The sequence below is a fragment of the Streptomyces sp. NPDC002232 genome (genome assembly GCF_042890295.1).
In the GTDB taxonomy this organism is placed as follows: domain Bacteria; phylum Actinomycetota; class Actinomycetes; order Streptomycetales; family Streptomycetaceae; genus Streptomyces.
Genome location: NZ_JBIARV010000003.1, coordinates 568,582 through 585,995, shown reverse-complemented (window position 1 = coordinate 585,995; position 17,414 = coordinate 568,582). Strand labels below are relative to the sequence as shown.

At 74.5% G+C, this 17,414-nt stretch carries 18 protein-coding genes; 13 read left to right on the top strand and 5 right to left on the bottom strand.

The annotated features are described in order from the left end of the window. The first annotated feature begins 60 nt into the window (after positions 1-60). Positions 61-1,512, top strand: coding sequence for a DUF6777 domain-containing protein (locus ACFYXU_RS15165; RefSeq protein WP_389457953.1), 1,452 nt, complete (start codon positions 61-63; stop codon positions 1,510-1,512). Here the strand turns inward: ACFYXU_RS15165 and ACFYXU_RS15160 are convergent. Both ACFYXU_RS15160 and ACFYXU_RS15155 read right to left on the bottom strand, forming a co-directional pair. Next, a complete protein-coding gene (locus ACFYXU_RS15160) occupies positions 1,504-2,181 on the bottom strand; it encodes a universal stress protein (RefSeq protein WP_389457951.1) in 678 nt (225 codons plus the stop codon). The two genes, ACFYXU_RS15165 and ACFYXU_RS15160, sit on opposite strands and share 9 nt — an antisense overlap. After that, complete coding sequence (locus ACFYXU_RS15155) at positions 2,178-2,360, bottom strand: hypothetical protein (RefSeq protein ID WP_389457949.1); 183 nt, start codon at positions 2,358-2,360, stop codon at positions 2,178-2,180. The genes ACFYXU_RS15160 and ACFYXU_RS15155 overlap by 4 nt, the downstream gene beginning before the upstream one ends. Positions 2,361-2,460: 100 nt before the next feature. On the opposite strand from ACFYXU_RS15155, the gene ACFYXU_RS15150 reads away from it, so the two are divergent. Then, entirely contained in the window at positions 2,461-3,930 is a 1,470-nt protein-coding gene (locus tag ACFYXU_RS15150) for a PLP-dependent aminotransferase family protein (protein WP_389457947.1), read from the top strand. A gap of 64 nt (positions 3,931-3,994) precedes the next feature. Continuing rightward, the gene (locus tag ACFYXU_RS15145) at positions 3,995-4,498 is read left to right on the top strand and encodes an FBP domain-containing protein (RefSeq protein WP_361403124.1); all 504 of its coding nucleotides are present in this window, start codon (positions 3,995-3,997) and stop codon (positions 4,496-4,498) included. A gap of 12 nt (positions 4,499-4,510) precedes the next feature. Here ACFYXU_RS15145 and ACFYXU_RS15140 read toward each other — a convergent pair whose 3' ends face one another. Beyond that, entirely contained in the window at positions 4,511-5,692 is a 1,182-nt protein-coding gene (locus tag ACFYXU_RS15140) for an acyl-CoA dehydrogenase family protein (protein WP_376514647.1), read from the bottom strand. Between the two features lie 197 nt (positions 5,693-5,889). Between ACFYXU_RS15140 and ACFYXU_RS15135 the strand changes: the two genes are divergently transcribed. The 10 genes from ACFYXU_RS15135 to ACFYXU_RS15090 all read left to right on the top strand — a co-directional run bounded on the left by ACFYXU_RS15135 (position 5,890) and on the right by ACFYXU_RS15090 (position 16,009). Then, positions 5,890-7,098 carry a CaiB/BaiF CoA transferase family protein gene (locus tag ACFYXU_RS15135; protein ID WP_389457945.1) on the top strand — a complete coding sequence of 403 codons (1,209 nt, stop codon included), beginning with the start codon at positions 5,890-5,892 and terminating at the stop codon, positions 7,096-7,098. A 66-nt stretch (positions 7,099-7,164) separates the two neighbouring features. Then, positions 7,165-7,839: a GntR family transcriptional regulator gene (locus tag ACFYXU_RS15130; RefSeq protein WP_361403134.1), complete on the top strand. Its 675-nt coding sequence runs from the start codon at positions 7,165-7,167 to the stop codon at positions 7,837-7,839. A 169-nt stretch (positions 7,840-8,008) separates the two neighbouring features. Next, positions 8,009-8,149 carry a putative leader peptide gene (locus ACFYXU_RS15125; protein ID WP_389406619.1) on the top strand — a complete coding sequence of 47 codons (141 nt, stop codon included), beginning with the start codon at positions 8,009-8,011 and terminating at the stop codon, positions 8,147-8,149. Between the two features lie 180 nt (positions 8,150-8,329). Further along, a complete protein-coding gene (locus ACFYXU_RS15120; protein WP_376514656.1) occupies positions 8,330-9,454 on the top strand; it encodes an LLM class flavin-dependent oxidoreductase in 1,125 nt (374 codons plus the stop codon). Between the two features lie 137 nt (positions 9,455-9,591). Further along, a complete protein-coding gene (locus ACFYXU_RS15115) occupies positions 9,592-10,377 on the top strand; it encodes an ABC transporter permease (protein WP_389407034.1) in 786 nt (261 codons plus the stop codon). A 78-nt stretch (positions 10,378-10,455) separates the two neighbouring features. Beyond that, positions 10,456-11,499 carry an ABC transporter substrate-binding protein gene (locus ACFYXU_RS15110; RefSeq protein WP_389406618.1) on the top strand — a complete coding sequence of 348 codons (1,044 nt, stop codon included), beginning with the start codon at positions 10,456-10,458 and terminating at the stop codon, positions 11,497-11,499. Positions 11,500-11,608: 109 nt separating this feature from the next. Beyond that, the gene (locus ACFYXU_RS15105) at positions 11,609-12,349 is read left to right on the top strand and encodes an ABC transporter ATP-binding protein (protein WP_389407033.1); all 741 of its coding nucleotides are present in this window, start codon (positions 11,609-11,611) and stop codon (positions 12,347-12,349) included. A gap of 127 nt (positions 12,350-12,476) precedes the next feature. Then, a complete protein-coding gene (locus tag ACFYXU_RS15100; protein ID WP_389406617.1) occupies positions 12,477-13,079 on the top strand; it encodes a TetR/AcrR family transcriptional regulator in 603 nt (200 codons plus the stop codon). Between the two features lie 110 nt (positions 13,080-13,189). Beyond that, positions 13,190-15,259: a discoidin domain-containing protein gene (locus tag ACFYXU_RS15095; RefSeq protein ID WP_389406616.1), complete on the top strand. Its 2,070-nt coding sequence runs from the start codon at positions 13,190-13,192 to the stop codon at positions 15,257-15,259. 141 nt (positions 15,260-15,400) lie between these two features. Then, positions 15,401-16,009 carry a CBS domain-containing protein gene (locus tag ACFYXU_RS15090; protein ID WP_329852824.1) on the top strand — a complete coding sequence of 203 codons (609 nt, stop codon included), beginning with the start codon at positions 15,401-15,403 and terminating at the stop codon, positions 16,007-16,009. Between the two features lie 120 nt (positions 16,010-16,129). Here ACFYXU_RS15090 and ACFYXU_RS15085 read toward each other — a convergent pair whose 3' ends face one another. After that, positions 16,130-16,429 carry a DUF1876 domain-containing protein gene (locus ACFYXU_RS15085; protein WP_329852823.1) on the bottom strand — a complete coding sequence of 100 codons (300 nt, stop codon included), beginning with the start codon at positions 16,427-16,429 and terminating at the stop codon, positions 16,130-16,132. 139 nt (positions 16,430-16,568) lie between these two features. Next, the gene (locus ACFYXU_RS15080) at positions 16,569-17,414 is read right to left on the bottom strand and encodes a maleylpyruvate isomerase family mycothiol-dependent enzyme (protein WP_376514667.1); all 846 of its coding nucleotides are present in this window, start codon (positions 17,412-17,414) and stop codon (positions 16,569-16,571) included.

Below are 17,414 nucleotides of genomic sequence, written 5' to 3'. Positions count from 1 at the left end.
CACCTCCGCTTTGCGGGTGGGGCACCTCCGCTTGCGGGTGGGCACCGTTCGGCGCACACAATGGGCGCGGAACGGAAGAAAGGGAAAAACGTGACTTCCCACCCCCCGTCCGGCCCTCCGTCGGTTCCCCCCGCAGGTCCCCCCTCGGGCCCCCTCTCGGGTCCGAGCACACGCCCGGGAAGCGCCGGCCCCCCGCCGCCGCCCGGACCGCCCCACGGTCCGGGCGGCGGCTCCTCCGGAGGATCGGGGGGCGGCTCCGGCGGACCCGGCGGCCCCGGGGGCGGTTCCTCCGGCGGCTCCGGCGGAGGTGACGCCGGGAGCGGCGGATCCGGCGCGGGCGGCGGAGGCGCGGGCCGCTCCGGCAAGGGCGGGGGCGGCGGTGGGCCCTGGTGGCGCTCCGTCCCGAAGGTCGCCTCGGTCACGGCCGTGCTCGTCGCCGCGGCGGCGCTGGCCGTGGTCCTCCTCAACCGCTCCGGCGGCGACGAGGGCGGCACCAAGGCGTCGGGCGGCGAGGTCTTCCTCCAGAACGCCTCCGCGACGGGACCCGACCCGTTCACCCGCTCGACGGCACGCACCGACGGCGGTTCGGCCCCGCCGGCCTCGCTGCCGCCCCGTACCGCCTCGGCCGTGACCGAGGTGTCGGGGTCGACCCCCGGTCTCTACGGCGGCACCAAGTCGGTCTCCAGCTGCGACGTCGAGCAGCAGGTCCGCTACCTCTCCGCGCAGCCCGCCAAGAACGCGGCCTTCGCCTCCGTCATCGGGATCCCGCCCGCCGGCGTGCCGGACTACCTCCGGTCCCTGACCCCGCTTCAGCTCCGGGTCGACACCCGGGTGACGAACCACGGCTTCCGGGACGGCGCCGCGACCTCGTACCAGGCGGTGCTCCAGGCGGGCACGGCGGTGATGGTCGACGGTCGCGGGGTGCCCCGGGTGCGCTGCGCCTGCGGCAATCCGCTGTCCGCCGCGGTGCCGCAGAAGGCCCCGCGCACGACGGGCACCCCGTGGCAGGGCTACAGCTCGCAGCAGGTCGTCGTGGTGGCGCCCTCGGTGACGGTCGTGAACGTCTTCGTGGTCTACGACCCCCAGGACGACGGCTGGTTCACGCGGCGGCACGGCGACACCGGCGGGCAGGACCGCCCGGCCCCGCCCCCGCACCGGCCGCCCACGGCCTCCCCCTCGACATCGCCCTCGTCGTCCACGTCCAGCCCGCCGCCGTCGTCGCCGGTGCCGTGCGTGACGGTGACGGGCACGGAGACCCCGAAGCCGCGCGGCGGGATCACCCCGTCGCCGTGCCCCTCGACGCTCTCCCCCTCGGCCTCCACGTCCTCGCCGGAGTCGCCGTCGGACTCCTCCTCCCCGCCGGACTCGTCGCCCCCGCCGGACTCATCGTCCTCCGCTCCCGCCTCGCCCTCCTCGGCGCCCTCGTCTCCCTCGTCGGGGTCGCCGGGGTCGTCCAGTCCTGACTCGGGAGCGCCCGAGAGCCCGGCGGAGCTCACGAGCCAGTCACCGTAGGCGGACCGTTCGGCGGCGGCCGACTCCCCGATGGCGTCCCTCACTCCGCAGGGCCCGGCCTCGCCCGCACCCCGGAGCCGCCCCCCCTCGTCCAGGACGCGCGGCCCCGGACGGCCCCGCCCCGCGCCCGTCCCCCGCCTCCGCCACGGGCGCGGGTGCGGGCACACGGGCGCCGCGCCGCAGGACGCGGGCCTCGCCGGGGAACAGGAGCGGGCCGGGCACGGCCAGGACCGGCCCGGTCGCGCGGCGCAGCACCGCGCGCAGCACCGGGCGGCGGCGCAGCCGTCCGAGCCGGCCCCGGCCCGGCGCCGAGCCGAGGACCAGCAGGTCCCCCGGGCGGTCCGCGACGGCGCACAGCGCGGACGCCGGGGCGCCGCGGACCACCCTGCCCTCGAAGGCGAGCCCGTCAGGGACGCCGCCGAGCCCGTCGAGGAGCGCCTGGTTCAGACGCCGTCGGGCGTCCTCGCCCCACAGTCGCGCCCAGGACCGGTCCGGCGTGCGGGCGAAGAGCCCCTCTCCCTCGGGCGGTTGCCAGACCAGTACCGCCAGGATCGGGGCGCCCGCGTGGCGGGCGAGGGAGGCCGCGTGCCGCAGGGCGGCGAGCGAGGCGAGCGAGCCGGTGACGCCGACGACGATCCGGCCGCCGCCCCACGGGGACGGGCGCGTCATACCGGTTCGCAGGCGTGGGCGCGCGGCGCGGGCGTCGTGGCGCGGCGCTCCGGGGAGGTGCGGGCCGTCCTGGCGCGCAGGGCGCGGAGCCAGGCCGCGATCGGCAGCGGGCGGACCGCCCGCTCCTCGGCGCGTCGCTGCCACAGCCGCTCGTCGCGGTCGGTGAAGTGTCCGGACATCGGTCGTCTCCTTTCCCTGAGGAACATGGCCACCAGGCCACTGGAGAGGACTCTGTACTCTTATTGGCCCGGACAGCAGAGCCAATGAGGAGTGATTGGCATGGCAGTGGCACGTGTGGTCCACACCGCGGACCGGACCCTGACGGGCCGGCAGCTCGCGTCGCTCCTCACCCCGCCCCCGGAGGGCCGGTTCGGGTACCGGGAGCTCGCGCGGGCGGTGCGGGAGGCGCTGCTCGACGGGCGGGTGGCGCTGCGCCTGCGGCTCCCGGCCGAACGGGAGCTCGCCGCGGTGCTCCTGGTGAGCCGGACGACCGTGACGGGGGCGTACGACCTGCTCCGCGAGAGCGGCTACGCGCACAGCCGGCGCGGCGCCGGCACGTGGACCGCGCTGCCGGACGGCCAGGCGCCGACCGTGTTCGGCGCGTACCAGGACGACACCGGAGCCACCGTCGACCTGGCCCTCGCCGCCCCGCAGGCTCCGCAGGAGGAGCTGTCCGCCGCGCTGTCGGCGGCCGCGGCCGAGCTTCCGCGCTACGCGGGCTCGCAGGGCTACCACCCGTACGGCCTGCCCCCGCTGCGGGCGGCGATCGCCGCCCGGTACACGGCGCGGGGCCTGCCGACGCTCCCGGAGCAGATCCTCGTCACGACCGGCGCGCAGCAGGCCGTCTCTCTGGTCCTCACGCTCCTCGGCCGGGCGGGCGACCGCGTCCTCGCCGAGAACCCGTCGTACACCAACGCCCTCGACGCGATGCGCGGGCGCATGCTCCGCATCACCCCGGTCCCGGTGACGGAGACCGGCTGGGACACCGGGCTCGTCGGCGCGGCGCTCCGGCAGACCGCGCCGCGTCTGGCCTATCTGATCCCGGACTTCCACAATCCGACCGGGCGGCTGATGCCGGCGGAGCAGCGCCGGGAGCTGGCGCGGTCCGCGCGGGCGACCGGGACCTGGCTGGTGGTCGACGAGACGCTGACGGACATGGCCCTGGACGTGCCGGCTCCGGTGCCCTTCGCGGCGGCGGCCGCCGGGGGCGACGCCGAGCAGATCGTGTCGGTGGGCTCGCTGAGCAAGAGCTGCTGGGGCGGGCTGCGGGTCGGCTGGGTGCGGGCGGCGTCCCGTGTGGTGAGCGAGCTGGCCCGGGTCCGGATCACCGCCGACCTCTCCGGCTCCGTGCTCGACCAGCTGGTGGCCGTGGCCCTGATGGACCGGCTCGACGTGATCCTGCCGCGGCGCCTCGACGAGCTGCGCGCGCGGCGGTCCACGCTGGCCGACGCCCTCGCCCGCCATGTGCCCGAGTGGCGCTGGGCCGTGCCGCCGGGCGGGATGTGCCTCTGGATCGACCTGGGCCGTCCGGTCGCCTCGTCCCTGGCGGCGCGCGCCCTGCGGCACGGGGTGCGGGTGGAGGGCGGGGCCCGCTTCGGGGTGGATCCGGGCACGCACGAGCACCGGCTGCGGATCCCGTTCACGCTTCCGCCCGACGTGTACGAGACGGCGGCGGAGCGGCTCGCGGCGGCGCTGGACGGCGCCCCGGGACACTTCGCCGATCCGGCGCTGCCCGACTGGGTGGCCTGACCCGGGACCGCGGGGGCCGTATTTCGGATGCCCGGCCCCCGCCGGTCCCTGTACGGTCCACCGAGTGGAACCACTGACCGACAAAGAGATCCGCTCGTCCTTCGTGAACTGCACCAAGGGCGAGGCGGCGCGTCTGAAGCTGCCCCTCGACTTCGCCGAACTCCCCTGGGAGGACCTGGACTTCCTCGGCTGGGTCGACCCGGGCGCACCGCTGCGGGCGCACCTGGTCGTGCCGCGCGAGGACGGTCCGGTCGGGGTGTCCCTGCGGGTGCCGGCCACCGGCCGGACCAGCGCCGTGAAGTCGAGCATGTGCCAGGTCTGCCTGACCGCGCACGCCTCCTCGGGCGTCACGCTCCTGGTGGCGCCGCTGGCGGGCAGCCGGGGCCGCGAGGGGAACACGGTCGGTCTCTACCTCTGCGCGGACCTGGCGTGCTCGCTCTACGTCCGGGGCCGGCGGCAGCCGAAGCTGCGCCACCGGCGCCACGAGGAGTCCCTCACCCTCGACGAGCAGGTCGCCCGCTTGAGGGGCAACCTGGACGCGTTCGTCGGCCGGGTGACGGCGGGCTGACGGTCCCGCGCCTCAGCGGAAGGCCTGTTCGCCGGTGAGCGCCTTGCCGATGACCAGGGAGTGGACCTCGCTGGTGCCCTCGTAGGTGAGCACCGACTCCAGGTTGTTGGCGTGGCGCAGCACCGGGTACTCCAGGGTGATGCCGTTGGCGCCCAGGATCGTGCGGCACTCGCGGGCGATCGCGATGGCCTCCCGCACGTTGTTGAGCTTGCCCACGCTGACCTGCTCGGGAGTGAGGGTGCCCGCGTCCTTGAGCCGCCCGAGGTGGAGGGCGAGGAGCATGCCCTTGCCGAGTTCGACGGACATGTCGGCGAGCTTCTGCTGGGTCAGCTGGTAGGAGGCGAGGGAGCGGGAGAAGACGGTCCGGTCCCTGGCGTAGGAGATCGCGGTCTCCAGGCAGTCGCGGGCGGCGCCGAGGGCGCCGAAGACGATGCCGAAGCGGGCCTCGTTGAGGCAGCCGAGCGGGCCGGAGAGGCCGCGGGCCTCCGGGAGCATCGCGTCGGCGGGCAGGCGTACGTCCTCCAGCACGAGTTCGCTGGTGACGCTGGCCCGCAGCGAGAGCTTCATCCTGATCTCGGGGGCGGTGAAGCCGGGGGTGCCGGCCGGGACGAGGAAGCCGCGGACGCCGTCCTCGGTCCGGGCCCAGACGACGGCCACGTCGGCGACCGAACCGTTGGTGATCCACATCTTGGTGCCGTTGAGCACCCAGTCGGAGCCGTCCCGCTTGGCGTGGGTGCGCATGGCGCCGGGGTCCGATCCGGCGTCCGGCTCGGTCAGGCCGAAGCAGCCGATGAACTCGCCCGACGCCATCTTCGGCAGCCAGTGCCGCTTCTGCTCCTCGGAGCCGTACTTCCAGATCGCGTACATCGCGAGGGAGCCCTGCACGGAGACCAGGGAGCGCAGTCCGGAGTCGACGGCCTCCAGCTCCAGACAGGCGAGGCCGTACGCGACGGAGTTCGTGCCCGCGCAGCCGTAGCCCTCCAGGTGCATGCCGAGCACGCCGACGCCGCCGAGGGTGCGGGCGAGCTCGCGGGCGGGGATCTCGCCCTTCTCGAACCAGCCGGCGACGTGCGGGCGCAGCTCGCGGTCGGCGACGGCCCGCACGGTGTTCCGGATCTCCCGCTCCTCGTCGGTCAGGAGTCCGTCGACGGCGAGCAGGTCGAAGGGGTGGACGGGGGTGGACGGCGACTTCACTGACGGCCTCCTGGCGACTGTGGCGACTCGGCGAGCCGAAGCGTAGCGGCAGATCGGATATTGGATCCAGTATTGAATTCCCGACACCCGGGCCGTACGGTCCGGTGGGATCCAGTCCCCGGCCACCGGGATCCGGGCTTCCCGTCCGGCTCCGGTCGCCACTCTCCGGTATCCCCAGCGGGAGCGAGGAACGCCGCATGCACGCAGAACAGCCGGACGCACCGGGGACGCCGGCGCACGACGGCGCCCTGTCCGGGATCGTCGTCGCCGACTTCGGCCGCGTGCTGGCCGGGCCCTACATGACGATGCTCCTCGCCGACCTCGGCGCGGACGTGATCAAGATCGAGCGGCCGGGCTCCGGGGACGACACGCGCGCGTGGGGCCCGCCCTTCGCCGCGGGCGAGGCCACGTACTTCCTCGGCGTGAACCGGAACAAGCGCTCCGTGGCGCTGGACCTCACGGACCCCGAGGACCTCGCGACGGCCCGCGCCATCGTGGAGCGCGCGGACGTCCTCGTCGAGAACTTCCGCCCGGGCACGATGGAGAAGCTCGGCCTGGGATACGAGGACGTACGGGCGGCCAACCCCGGCCTCGTCTACTGCTCGGTGACCGGCTTCGGCACCGCCGAGGGCGCCCGGCTGCCGGGCTACGACCTCCTCGTGCAGGCCATGGGCGGCCTCATGAGCGTGACGGGCGAACCGGACGGGCCGGGCACCAAGACGGGCGTCGCCCTGGTCGACGTCATCACCGGCCTCCACGCGGGCCTCGGCGTCCTGGCCGCGCTGCGGCACCGGGAGCGCACCGGCGAGGGCCAGCGGGTCGAGGTCTCCCTGCTCGGCTCCCTCCTCTCCGCGCTCACCAACCAGGCCGCCGCCCACCTCGGGGCCGGGGTCGTGCCGCGCGCGATGGGCAACCGGCACCCGAGCATCGCGCCGTACGAGGTCTTCGAGGCGCGGGACCGGCCGCTCGTCCTCGCCGTCGGCAACGACCGGCAGTTCCGCGCCCTGTGCGAGCGGCTCGGGCGGCCGGAGCTCGCCGGGGACCCCCGCTTCGCCACGAACACCGCCCGGGTCGCCCACCGGGACGCGCTGGCCGAGGCCCTCGCCGGTCCCCTCGGCAGCCGTACCGCCGACGCCTGGTGCGAGGAGCTCACCTCGGCGGGCGTGCCCTGCGGCCCCATCAACGACCTGGCGGCCGCCTTCGGCCTCGCCGACCGCCTCGGACTCGCCCCGCGCGTCCCGGAGCCCGCGGCCGGCCCCGGCCAGGTCGCCCACCCGATCCGGCTCGGCGCCACCCCGCCCTCGTATCGCGGCGCTCCCCCGCGCCTGGGCGAGCACACCGACGGCGTGCGGTCCGAGCTGGGACGACCTGCCCCCGGGGCGTCGGCGGCGGACGGCGGCGCGTAGGAAGATGGTCGGCACCGGCGGCGGGGTCCGCCGCCGGCGACGTGAGGGAACGGAAGGTCACAGGCGATGAGCAGCCCGGTGCAGAAGCGGCGGCCGCAGACCGCCCAGCAGTTCGTCCTGGAGGAACTGCGGCGCGCCATCACCAGCGGGGAGCTCGGACCCGGCGGACCGATCCGTCAGGAGGCCTTGGCGGCCCGGTTCGAGGTGAGCCGGGTGCCGCTCCGGGAGGCACTGAAGGCCCTGGAGGCCGAGGGCCTGGTCGTGCACCACGTCCACCGGGGCTACTTCGTCGCGGAGCTCTCCCTCGGCGACCTGGAGGAGATCTACCGGATCCGGGAGCTCCTGGAGACCGAGGCGGTCCGCACGGCCGTACGACGGCTTCCGGAGGACGCGATCGAGGCGCTGGAGGAGATCCAGGAGGAGGTCGAACGGGCCGCCGGGGCGGGGGACGTGACCGCGATGGCGGCGGCGAACCGGCGCTTCCACTTCACCCTGATCGAGGCCTCCGGGATGCCGCGCCTGGTCCGCCTCATCACGACCCTGTGGGACTCCACCGACGCATACCGCTCGCTGTACTACACCGACCCCCCGCACCGGACGCAGGCCGTGCGGGAGCACCGGGCCGTGATCGCCGCCCTCCGCCGCCGCGACGCCGAGTCCACCGTCCGCCACCTCGACGAGCACCGCGCCCACGCGGTGGCGGCGCTGCGCGAGGTGCTGGAGCCCCCGGCGGGGAACTGACGGCATCCGGGGCGCGGCCTCCCGGCCCCTGAACTGCCGTCGTCCCGTGAGGAGTCGGCCGCGGAGCGGGGCGGGCGCGCCCTGATCGGCGTCCCGCAGTCCGAGACGGCACCGTCCGCATCACGGACGTGACTTGTGAGACGCCCGTGGCCGGGGCAAGGATGCCCGCATGACTCCCGTCCTCGTCTCCCGCCGCCACGTGGATCTTCTGCGTGTCGCGGGGATGCTGTGTCGGTCTGAGTCCTGTCGTCACGCGGACTGTCACACGGCCTGTCCCCGCACGGCGTGTCGTCACACGAACGGCCACTGAGCACCTTTCGGCTGCCCCCGCGTTCCGGTCACCGCCGGCCGTCGTCCGACGCCGTTCGTCCGCACCGCCCGTGACGCCCCTTCCGGCCCCGCACTCCCGGGCCTCCCCTCACGCTCCCCGCGCCCGACGGGCCGCCACGCGCACCCGTCCGGGCCCCGCTCCTCCCCGAGGTACGTCCGCATGCCCTCTTCTCCCGCACCCGTCCTCCACTGGTTCCTGCCCACCGGCGGCGACGGCCGCGACCCCGGCGGGGTCACCGCCGTCCAGGGCCGCTCCGCCGCCGCGACCCGCCGGGGTGCCGACCTGGGCTACCTGGCCCAGGTGGCCCGGGCGGCCGAACAGGCAGGGTTCGCACGGCTGCTGACCCCGGTGGGCCTCGGCTGCGTGGATCCGTGGGTGCTGACCTCGGCCGTCGCCGCGGTGACGGAGCGGATCGGCTTCCTGGTCGCGTTCCGTGCCGGGCTCGCCCAGCCCACGCTGATCGCCCAGCAGGCGGACACCTTCCGGCGGCTCTTCGGCGACCGCATCGCCCTCAACGTGGTGACCGGCGGCGACCCGGTCGAGCAGAAGGCGTACGGCGACCACCTCCCGAAGGCCGAGCGCTACGTCAGGACCGGCGAACTCATGCACGTCGTGCGCGAGTTGCTCGACGGATCGGCCGTCACGCTGGACGGACACCATGTGCGCGTGGAGGACGCCCGCCTGGCGGCTCCCTCCGTCGGCACCCCCGTCCCCCTCTACTTCGGCGGCGCCTCCCCCGAGGCCGAGGAGGTGGCGGCGCACCACGCCGAGGTGCAGTTGCTGTGGGGCGAGCCCCCGGCAGCCGTCGCCGAACGCGTCGCGCGGGTACGGGCCAGGGCCGCGCGGGCGGGCCGCTCCCTGCGCTTCGGCATCCGCCTCCACGTCATCACCCGGGACACCTCGGCCGAGGCCTGGCAGGAGGCCGACCGCATCCTCGCCGGCTTCGACCCCGAGGCGGTCCGCGCCTCGCAGGAGAGGTTCGCCCGGATGGACTCCACCGGACAGGCGCGGATGACCGCCCTCCACGGCGGCTCCGCCGAGAGCCTGACCGTCTCCCCCAACCTCTGGGCCGGCATCGGCCTCGTCCGCGAGGGAGCGGGGACCGCGCTCGTCGGCTCGCACGACGAGGTCGCCCGGCGCCTCTTCGAGTACGGTCGCGCCGGCATCGACGAGTTCGTCCTCTCCGGCTACCCGCACCTCGAAGAGGCCTACCGCGTCGGCGAGGAAGTGGCGCCCCGGCTGCGGGCGCTGGCCACCGCGACGGCCGGGGAGGTGGCGGCGTGACCGCCGTCGACACCACGGGCGGACGCACCCCGTCCACCGCCGCGGGCCCGGAGGGCGACGGATCCGGAGCGACGGACGGGAGGACCGGCCGCCGGGACCCCGCCTCCGGCCGCCCGGCGCGCCGTCCCTGGGCCGGGGTGTCCGCGCTGCGCTGGGCGGCGCTGCGGCTCCTCGCACTCGCGGTGCTCCTCGCCGCCTGGCAGGCGGTCGTCGCCGCGGGCGTCTGGCCCCGGGTCCTCGTCCCCTCCCCCGGCGAGGTGGGGGAGGCCTTCGTCCGGGCGTCGACCGTCCACGACGGGGTGCGCGGCATCAGCGACCACCTGCTCGTCGAGCATCTGGCGGTCTCCCTGCGCCGGATCGCCGTCGGCACGGGCTACGCCGCCCTCGTCGGCATCCCCCTGGGGCTGCTGATCGGCACGGTGAAGCCGCTCGCCGTCGTCCTGGAGCCCGCCGTCACGTTCCTGCGGACGCTCCCCCCGCTGGCGTACCTCTCCCTGCTGGTCATCTGGTTCGGCATCGACGAGTCCCCGAAGATCTGGCTGCTGCTCATCGCCGCACTGCCGCCGATCGCCGCCGCCACGGCCGCCGCCGTACGGGGCGTCCCCGCCGACCTCGTGGAGGCGGGCCGGGCCCTCGGCGCCGGGCCGGCGGCCCTGCTGCTCTCCGTCCGGCTGCCCGCCGCGCTGCCGGAGATCCTCACCGGAGTACGGATCGCCGTCGGCATCGCGTACACCTCGGTCGTCGCCGCGGAGACCATCAACGGCGTCCCCGGCATCGGCGGCATGATCCGGGACGCCCAGCGCTACAACCAGACCGATGTCGTCATCGCCGGGATCATCGCGATCGGCCTCTCCGGGATCCTCCTCGACGCCCTGTTCAAGGGCCTGGAGCGCGTCGCCGTCCCGTGGCGCGGACGGTCCTGACCCTCGCGTCTCCCGCGCCTGCCTCTCCCCCTCCCCCTGTCTCCGTGTCTCACCGTCTCCCTCACCGAAGGAACCGTCATGCCCTCGTCCCGTCGCGGCGCCGTCCTCGCCGCCTCCGCCACCGCCCTGCTGCTCGCCCTCTCCACCACCGCCTGCGGCACGGGAGGCGACTCCGGCGGGGACAAGGGCGGCAAGGTCCGGGTGCGGATCGCCTACCAGGCGATCCCCAACGCCGATCTGGTGGTGAAGAACCAGAAGCTCCTGGAGAAGGCCCTGCCGGACGCCGACGTCTCCTGGGTGAAGTTCGACTCCGGCGGCGACGTCAACACCGCCGTGATCGCCGGGGCCGTGGACCTCGGGCTCCTCGGTTCCAGCCCGGTCACCAAGGGCCTGTCGGCACCGCTGGACATCCCGTACAAGGTGCTGTGGATCCACGACCTGATCGGTGACAACGAGGCCCTCGTCGCCAAGAAGGACATCGCCTCCGTCGCCGCCCTCAAGGGCCGCAAGATCGCCACCCCCTTCGGCTCGACCTCGCACTACTCGCTGCTCGTGGCGCTGGAGTCGGCCGGCCTGAAGGCCTCGGACGTGAAGCTCGTCGACCTCCAGCCGCAGGACGCGCTCGCCGCCTGGCAGCGGGGCGACATCGACGCCGCGTACGTGTGGACGCCGAGCCTCACCGAGCTGAAGAAGGACGGGAAGGTGCTCGTCACCAGCCGGACGATCGCGGAGCGGGGCAAGCCGACCGCCGACCTGGGCGTGGTCACCGACGCGTTCGCGGCCGAGCACCCGGAGATCGTCGACGCCTGGCTGAAGGCCGAGGACCAGGCCGTGAAGCTGGCCAAGAGCGACCCGGCGAAGGCGTCCGTCGCCATCGGCGCCGAGCTGAACCTCGCCCCCGAGGAGGCCCGCCGGCAGCTCGCCGAACTGGTCCTGCTCACCGCGAAGGAGCAGCAGGGCGCCGCGTACCTCGGCACCCCGGGGGCACCGGGCGCGCTCGCCGCGAACCTGCGGGACGCCGCCGTCTTCCTGAAGGGCCAGAAGGCGATCGACGCCGTCCCGGGCCAGGAGGACTTCGCGAAGTCCCTCGCGGTGAAGGAGCTCGCCCGTGTCGCGCGCTGAGCCCGTGCCGGCCTCGGATCCCGCGCCGAGCGCCGGGTCCGCGGCTCCCGCCGGATCTGCCGCTCCCGGCTCGGCCGTTCCCGGCGGGGCCGGGGCGCGCGGAGCCGACATCGAGCTCGTGGACGTCGGCGTCCGGTACGGCTCCGTCAAGGCGCCCGTCGTCGCGGTCTCCGGGGTGTCGCTCTCCGTGGAGCCCGGCGAGTTCGTGGTGCTCGTGGGGCCTTCGGGCTGCGGCAAGACGACGCTGCTGCGGCTGGTGGCCGGATTCGAGGAGCCCGCGACCGGGACGGTGGCGGTGCGCCGGAAGGTCGGCGTGGTCTTCCAGCAGCCCCGGCTCTTCCCGTGGCGCACGGTGGGCGGGAACCTCGCCTTCGCCCTGGCCCGGCACGGTGTGGCCCGCGCCGCACGGGCCGCCAGGATCGAGGAGCTGCTGTCCCTCGTCGGGCTCCCGGGCATGGCGGACCGGCGGACCTGGGAGCTGTCGGGCGGACAGCGCCAGCGGGTCGCGATCGCGCGGGCGCTGGCGGCGGAGCCCCAGGTCCTGCTGATGGACGAGCCGTTCGCCGCGCTGGACGCGCTGACCCGGGAGCGCCTCCAGGAGGAGGTGCGCACCCTGGCGGCGACGACCGGCACGACGGTCCTCTTCGTCACGCACTCGGCCGAGGAGGCCGTCCTGCTGGGCTCCCGGGTCCTGGTGATGGCGGCCGGGCCCGGTCGCGTGGTCGCCGAGGTGCCGGTGCCGCTTCCCCGGGACCCGGCCACGGACGTCGCCTCGCTGCGCGGCGACCCGGCGTTCGCCGCGCTCCGCGCGGACCTGGCGGCGGTGACCCGGGAGTCGGCGGCGGCCTGACCGCCGGGCCGCGACGCCGGTGACGCCAGCGCCGCCCCCGGCGTCACCCGGCGTCACCCGGGGGATCATGGCCCCGCGCGGGGCACAGAGGCTGCGGCTACCCTTGCGCCGGACGCGAGGAGGAACCATGGCGCGGATGCCGTCGGCCGAACGACGCAGGCAGCTCGTCGAGGCGGCGATCAGGGCGATGACCAGGGACGGGGTCGCCCGGACCACCACCCGGTCGATCTGCGCCGAGGCGGGTGTCTCGCTCAGCGTCTTCCACTACTGCTTCGACTCCAAGCAGGCGCTGCTCGAAGCGGCGATCGAGTCGATCACCGGCAACTACGTGGCGCGCGTGCGGAACGCGGTCGTGCCGGGGGCGACGCTGCGCGAGACGGTCCGGGGCGCGTTGCAGACGTACTGGGACCACGTCACCGCCCACCCGGGCGAGCACATGCTGACGTACGACCTCACCCAGTACGCCCTGCGGGAGCCGGGGTTCGAGCATCTGGCGCGCGCCCAGTACGAGCAGTACGTGGCGTCGGCGACGGTGCTGCTGGAGCAGGTCGGGGTGCGGGACCGGGAGCCGCTCGTACCGGTGGAGGTGCTCGCCCGGTATCTGGCGGCGGCGATCGACGGGCTGACTCTTCAGTTCCTCGTCCTCCGCGATCCGAAGGCGGCCGCCGATCACCTGGACCTGACAGCACATCAATTCGTGGGTCTGATCGAGGGGGTTGAGCGTTCCTAGCGGATTCCGGTTCTTCAACAGGTCATTTGACCCGGACTCTTGACTCGTACCTCCGGTAACGCGATCCTCGGGGCGCCGGTACACCCCCACCGCCCGGAGGCACGCCCACCATGACTCGACCCTTCTCGCGCGGACGGGGCGGCGGATCCGCCCTCCTCGCGCTGTTCCTGGCCCTGGCCGCGGTGCTGTTCGGCTCCGCGCCGGTCCCCGCCGCCGCCGGCGGCGCGTGGTGGGACGCCACGTCCCGCCCGGCGCCCGACTCGCAGATCAACGTCACGGGCGCGCCGTTCACGGGAACGGACGCGCAGGGCAGGGTGCGCGGGTTCGTCGACGCGCACAACCACCTGATGTCCAACGAGGGCTTCGGCGGCCGGATGATCTGCGGGTCGACGTTCTCGGCGGCGGGTGTCGCCGATGCCCTCAAGGACTGTCCCGAGCACTATCCGGACGGCTCGGGGGCGCTCTTCGAGCACCTCACGGGCGGGGACAACGGGAAGCACGACCCGGTCGGCTGGCCCACGTTCAAGGACTGGCCCGCCAACAACTCCCTCAGCCACCAGCAGAACTACTACGCCTGGGTCGAGCGGGCCTGGCGCGGCGGCCAGCGGGTGCTGGTCAACGACCTGGTGACCAACGGCCTCATCTGCTCGCTGCTGCCCCGCGACCGCAGCTGCGACGAGATGACCGCGATCCGGCTGGAGGCCCGTAAGACGTACGAGCTTCAGGACTACGTCGACGGGATGTACGGCGGCCCCGGCAAGGGCTGGTTCCGCATCGTCACCAGCGCCGACCAGGCCCGCTCGGTGATCCAGCAGGGCAAGCTCGCCGTCGTCCTCGGCGTCGAGACGTCCGAGCCCTTCGGCTGCAAGCAGATCCTCGACGTCGCCCAGTGCAGCCAGGCGGACATCGACAAGGGCCTCGACGAGCTGTACGGCCTCGGCGTGCGCAGCATGTTCCTCTGCCACAAGTTCGACAACGCGCTCTGCGGCGTCCGCTTCGACAGCGGGACGACGGGCGTGGCCGTCAACATCGGCCAGTTCCTCTCCACGGGCACGTTCTGGAGCACCGAGAAGTGCGCGGGCCCGCAGCACGACAACCCGATCGGGCTCGCCGCGGCACCGGCCGCGATGGCGGAGAAGCTGCCGGCCGGGGTGAGCGTCCCGTCGTACGCCTCCGACGCCAAGTGCAACACCCGCGGCCTCACACGGCTCGGGGAGTACGCCCTGAAGGGCATGGTCCAGCGCGGCATGATGCTGGAGCTCGACCACATGAGCGTGAAGGCCGCCGGGCGCGCGCTCGACATGCTGGAGGCCGAGGAGTACCCGGGCGTGCTGTCCAGCCACAGCTGGATGGACCTGGACTGGACCGAGCGGCTCTACCGTCTCGGCGGCTTCGCGGCCTCGTACATGCACGGCGCCGAGGGCTTCGTGGGTGAGGCAGCGCAGAAGGCGGAGCTGCGGAAGAAGTACGGCGTCGGGTTCGGCTACGGCACGGACATGAACGGCGTCGGCGGCTGGCCGGGCCCCGTCGGACCCGACGCCCCGAACGCCGTGAAGTACCCGTTCCGCAGCTTCGACGGCGGCTCGGTCATCGACCGCCAGGTCACCGGTCAGCGCACCTGGGACCTGAACACGGACGGCGCCGCGCACAACGGTCTCGTGCCGGACTGGATCGAGCAGATCCGTCTCACCCCCGGCGGTCAGAGCGTCGTCGACGAGCTGTCGCACGGAGCGGAGTCGTACCTGACGACCTGGAAGAGGACCGAGGACCACGAGCCGGGGGTGAACCTGGCGGCAGGGCGGCCGGCGTCGGCCTCCACCACCCAGTGGTGGAACCCCTTCGTGAACTTCTCGCCGGCCCTGACCGTCGACGGCGACACGGGGACCCGCTGGGCCAGCGAGTGGTCGGACGACCAGTGGCTCCAGGTGGACCTGGGCTCGGTGCGCCGGGTCGGCCGGGTCACGCTCGACTGGGAGCGGGCCTACGCGCGCGCGTACCGGATCGAGCTGTCGGAGAACGGCACGACCTGGCGGAGCGTGTGGTCCACGGACGCGGGTGACGGCGGCTACGACACGGCGACGTTCGACTCGCAGTCGGCCCGCTACGTGCGGGTCCACGGGGTGAAGCGGGCCACGGACTGGGGCTACTCGCTCTACGAGGTGGCCGTCAACAGGTCCTGAGCTCCACGGGAGAGGGGCCGTCGGATCCGCGCCAGGGTCCGGCGGCCCCTCTTTCGGCGTCTCCGGGGTCGGCCCGCCGTCGGGCCGGTCCGCCCGGTGCGGGATCATGGAGGCAGGAACGCAGAAGGGACGGATCGGACGATGAGGCACCGCAGTGTCGCGGACCTGATGACCCCCACCGCGGTCGCGGTGCAGCGCGGGACGTCGTTCAAGGAGATCGCGCGGCTCCTCGACGAGTACGGCATCACCGCGGTCCCCGTGGTCGACGAGGAGAACCGGCCGGTGGGCGTCGTCTCCGAGGCGGACCTGCTGCGGAGGCACACGGCGAAGGACGGTCCCAGTTCGGCGGAGGCCATGATGTCGAGCCCCGCCGTGACGGCCCGGCCCTCCTGGACGGCGGTCGAGGCGGCCCGTCTCATGGAACGGCACCGGGTGAAGCGGCTGCCGGTCGTGGACGCCGACGGCCGGCTGATCGGGGTCCTCAGCCGCAGCGACCTGCTCCAGCTGTTCCTGCGCCGGGACCGCTCCATCCAGGAGGAGATCCGCGAGGACGTCATCGTCCGGATCCTGCGCCTGTCGCCCTCGGCCGTGCACATCGACGTCGACGAGGGCCGGGTGACCCTGAGCGGCACCCTCGACCGTCCGGGCCTCGGCCTGATCCTGGTCCGCCTGTGCGAGACGGTCGACGGGGTGGTGGAGGTCGTGGACCGGATGACCTTGGCCTCGGAGGAGGGCGAGCCGGCGAGCTAGGCGCGGGGGCGCACGGTCTGAAGACCTAGGCGCTGTAGGGCACGGTCTGAGAGCTGGCGCGCGCGTCACGGTCCCGGCGGCGCCGGGCCGCCGGGCACAGGTGCGCGGGTGACGCCTTCGTCAGGACACCGCCTCGGGCCAGCCGTATCCGGGGCCGGTGCGGCGGGGTACGGTCCCCGCGCCGGCCGCCTCCATCTCCCGGTCGGCCTCCCGCATGAGCTTCCCCGCCAGGTCCCTCATCGCCCGGCTCGCGGCGAGTTCGTCGCCGATCGCCGGCACGTCCACGTCCGCCGGGTTGCACCGCGCGGAGCCGTGGCCCGTGAGGGTCGAGGTGCCGGTGCTGAGCCGCGCCTCGGCCTTCGTCCTGCCGCCGTCCTCGGTCAGTTCCAGGCCGACCTTCCACTCCAGCGTGCGGGTCATGGTCCGCCTCCTCGCATCGCCGGGCCACGCGGAACCGGGGCGCGGCCCCTACCGATACCTCCAGGATCCATCGGCGGCGGCCGGGACGCACGCTCGTGCGCACGGGACCCCGCGCCGGACGCGACGTGCCCGGCACCCGCTACGGCGCGCGGAAGAGGCGGGGGAAGCGGGGGGCGAGCCAGGGCTTGCGGCCCCAGCCGAGCGCGGCGCCCCGCGCGATCACCGGCCAGGGGTCGATCCGGCCGAGGCCGAGGAGGAGGAAGGCGACCGGCTCGGTGAGGATCGTGCAGTCGGGGCGGGCGGGCGGCTCGTGGTCGGTCCGGACCGTGCCGTCCGTGACGGTGACGCCGAAGCGCGGACCGCCGCCCCGCAGGCGTACGGCGTAACTCGCGGTCAGTCCCGCGACGGCGGCCGGGTCGGCGACGCGGGGCATCGCCTGCACCATGAACGGCAGGGTGAGGGCGACCCGGCGGGCGTCGAGCATGTGGGGACGGTTCAGGGCGAGGGCGAGGTCGTAGCCGTGGCCGAGCATGTGGGTCAGCAGGTACGAGCCGAGGACGGCCGGGGTCATGCGGCCGAGCGGCGTGGACAGCAGGCCGGCCGGGTCGCGCTCCTCGACGGCCGCGAGGAACGCGTCGGCCTGGGCGGTGATCATCTCGGCGAGCGGGCCGGGCTCCCGCTCGTCGAACCCGGCGAGGGCGCGTTCGTTGGCCTCGGCCAGGCTGCCGGGGGTGCCGTCGCCGTAGGGCCGCTCGTGGCCCGCGGCCAGGTCGGCCATGAGGGCGTTGGCCTGCGCGAGGTGCGCGGCGGCCTCCCCGACCGTCCAGGTGGAGCGGGGTACGGGGAGCCCGGCGGTGTCCGCGGGCCGTCCGGCCGGCGCCGGGGTGCGCAGCACCGCCGCGATGTCGCCGGCGGTCCCCCGTATCGCCTCGGCGAGCCCTGCGGGAAGCACCCCGGGAAGCACCTCGCCCGTTCTCCGCGTCAT

What these genes read in the sequence shown, in the direction of transcription:
- ACFYXU_RS15160 (WP_389457951.1), bottom strand. Translation starts at nt 2,181, where the DNA reads ATGACGCGCCCGTCCCCGTGGGGCGGCGGCCGGATCGTCGTCGGCGTC.
- ACFYXU_RS15100 (WP_389406617.1), top strand. Translation starts at nt 12,477, where the DNA reads ATGGCGCGGATGCCGTCGGCCGAACGACGCAGGCAGCTCGTCGAGGCG.
- ACFYXU_RS15130 (WP_361403134.1), top strand. Translation starts at nt 7,165, where the DNA reads ATGAGCAGCCCGGTGCAGAAGCGGCGGCCGCAGACCGCCCAGCAGTTC.
- ACFYXU_RS15165 (WP_389457953.1), top strand. Translation starts at nt 61, where the DNA reads ATGGGCGCGGAACGGAAGAAAGGGAAAAACGTGACTTCCCACCCCCCG.
- ACFYXU_RS15095 (WP_389406616.1), top strand. Translation starts at nt 13,190, where the DNA reads ATGACTCGACCCTTCTCGCGCGGACGGGGCGGCGGATCCGCCCTCCTC.
- ACFYXU_RS15085 (WP_329852823.1), bottom strand. Translation starts at nt 16,429, where the DNA reads ATGACCCGCACGCTGGAGTGGAAGGTCGGCCTGGAACTGACCGAGGAC.
- ACFYXU_RS15090 (WP_329852824.1), top strand. Translation starts at nt 15,401, where the DNA reads ATGAGGCACCGCAGTGTCGCGGACCTGATGACCCCCACCGCGGTCGCG.
- ACFYXU_RS15155 (WP_389457949.1), bottom strand. Translation starts at nt 2,360, where the DNA reads ATGTCCGGACACTTCACCGACCGCGACGAGCGGCTGTGGCAGCGACGC.
- ACFYXU_RS15150 (WP_389457947.1), top strand. Translation starts at nt 2,461, where the DNA reads ATGGCAGTGGCACGTGTGGTCCACACCGCGGACCGGACCCTGACGGGC.
- ACFYXU_RS15120 (WP_376514656.1), top strand. Translation starts at nt 8,330, where the DNA reads ATGCCCTCTTCTCCCGCACCCGTCCTCCACTGGTTCCTGCCCACCGGC.
- ACFYXU_RS15110 (WP_389406618.1), top strand. Translation starts at nt 10,456, where the DNA reads ATGCCCTCGTCCCGTCGCGGCGCCGTCCTCGCCGCCTCCGCCACCGCC.
- ACFYXU_RS15080 (WP_376514667.1), bottom strand. Translation starts at nt 17,414, where the DNA reads ATGACGCGGAGAACGGGCGAGGTGCTTCCCGGGGTGCTTCCCGCAGGG.
- ACFYXU_RS15135 (WP_389457945.1), top strand. Translation starts at nt 5,890, where the DNA reads ATGCACGCAGAACAGCCGGACGCACCGGGGACGCCGGCGCACGACGGC.
- ACFYXU_RS15125 (WP_389406619.1), top strand. Translation starts at nt 8,009, where the DNA reads ATGACTCCCGTCCTCGTCTCCCGCCGCCACGTGGATCTTCTGCGTGTC.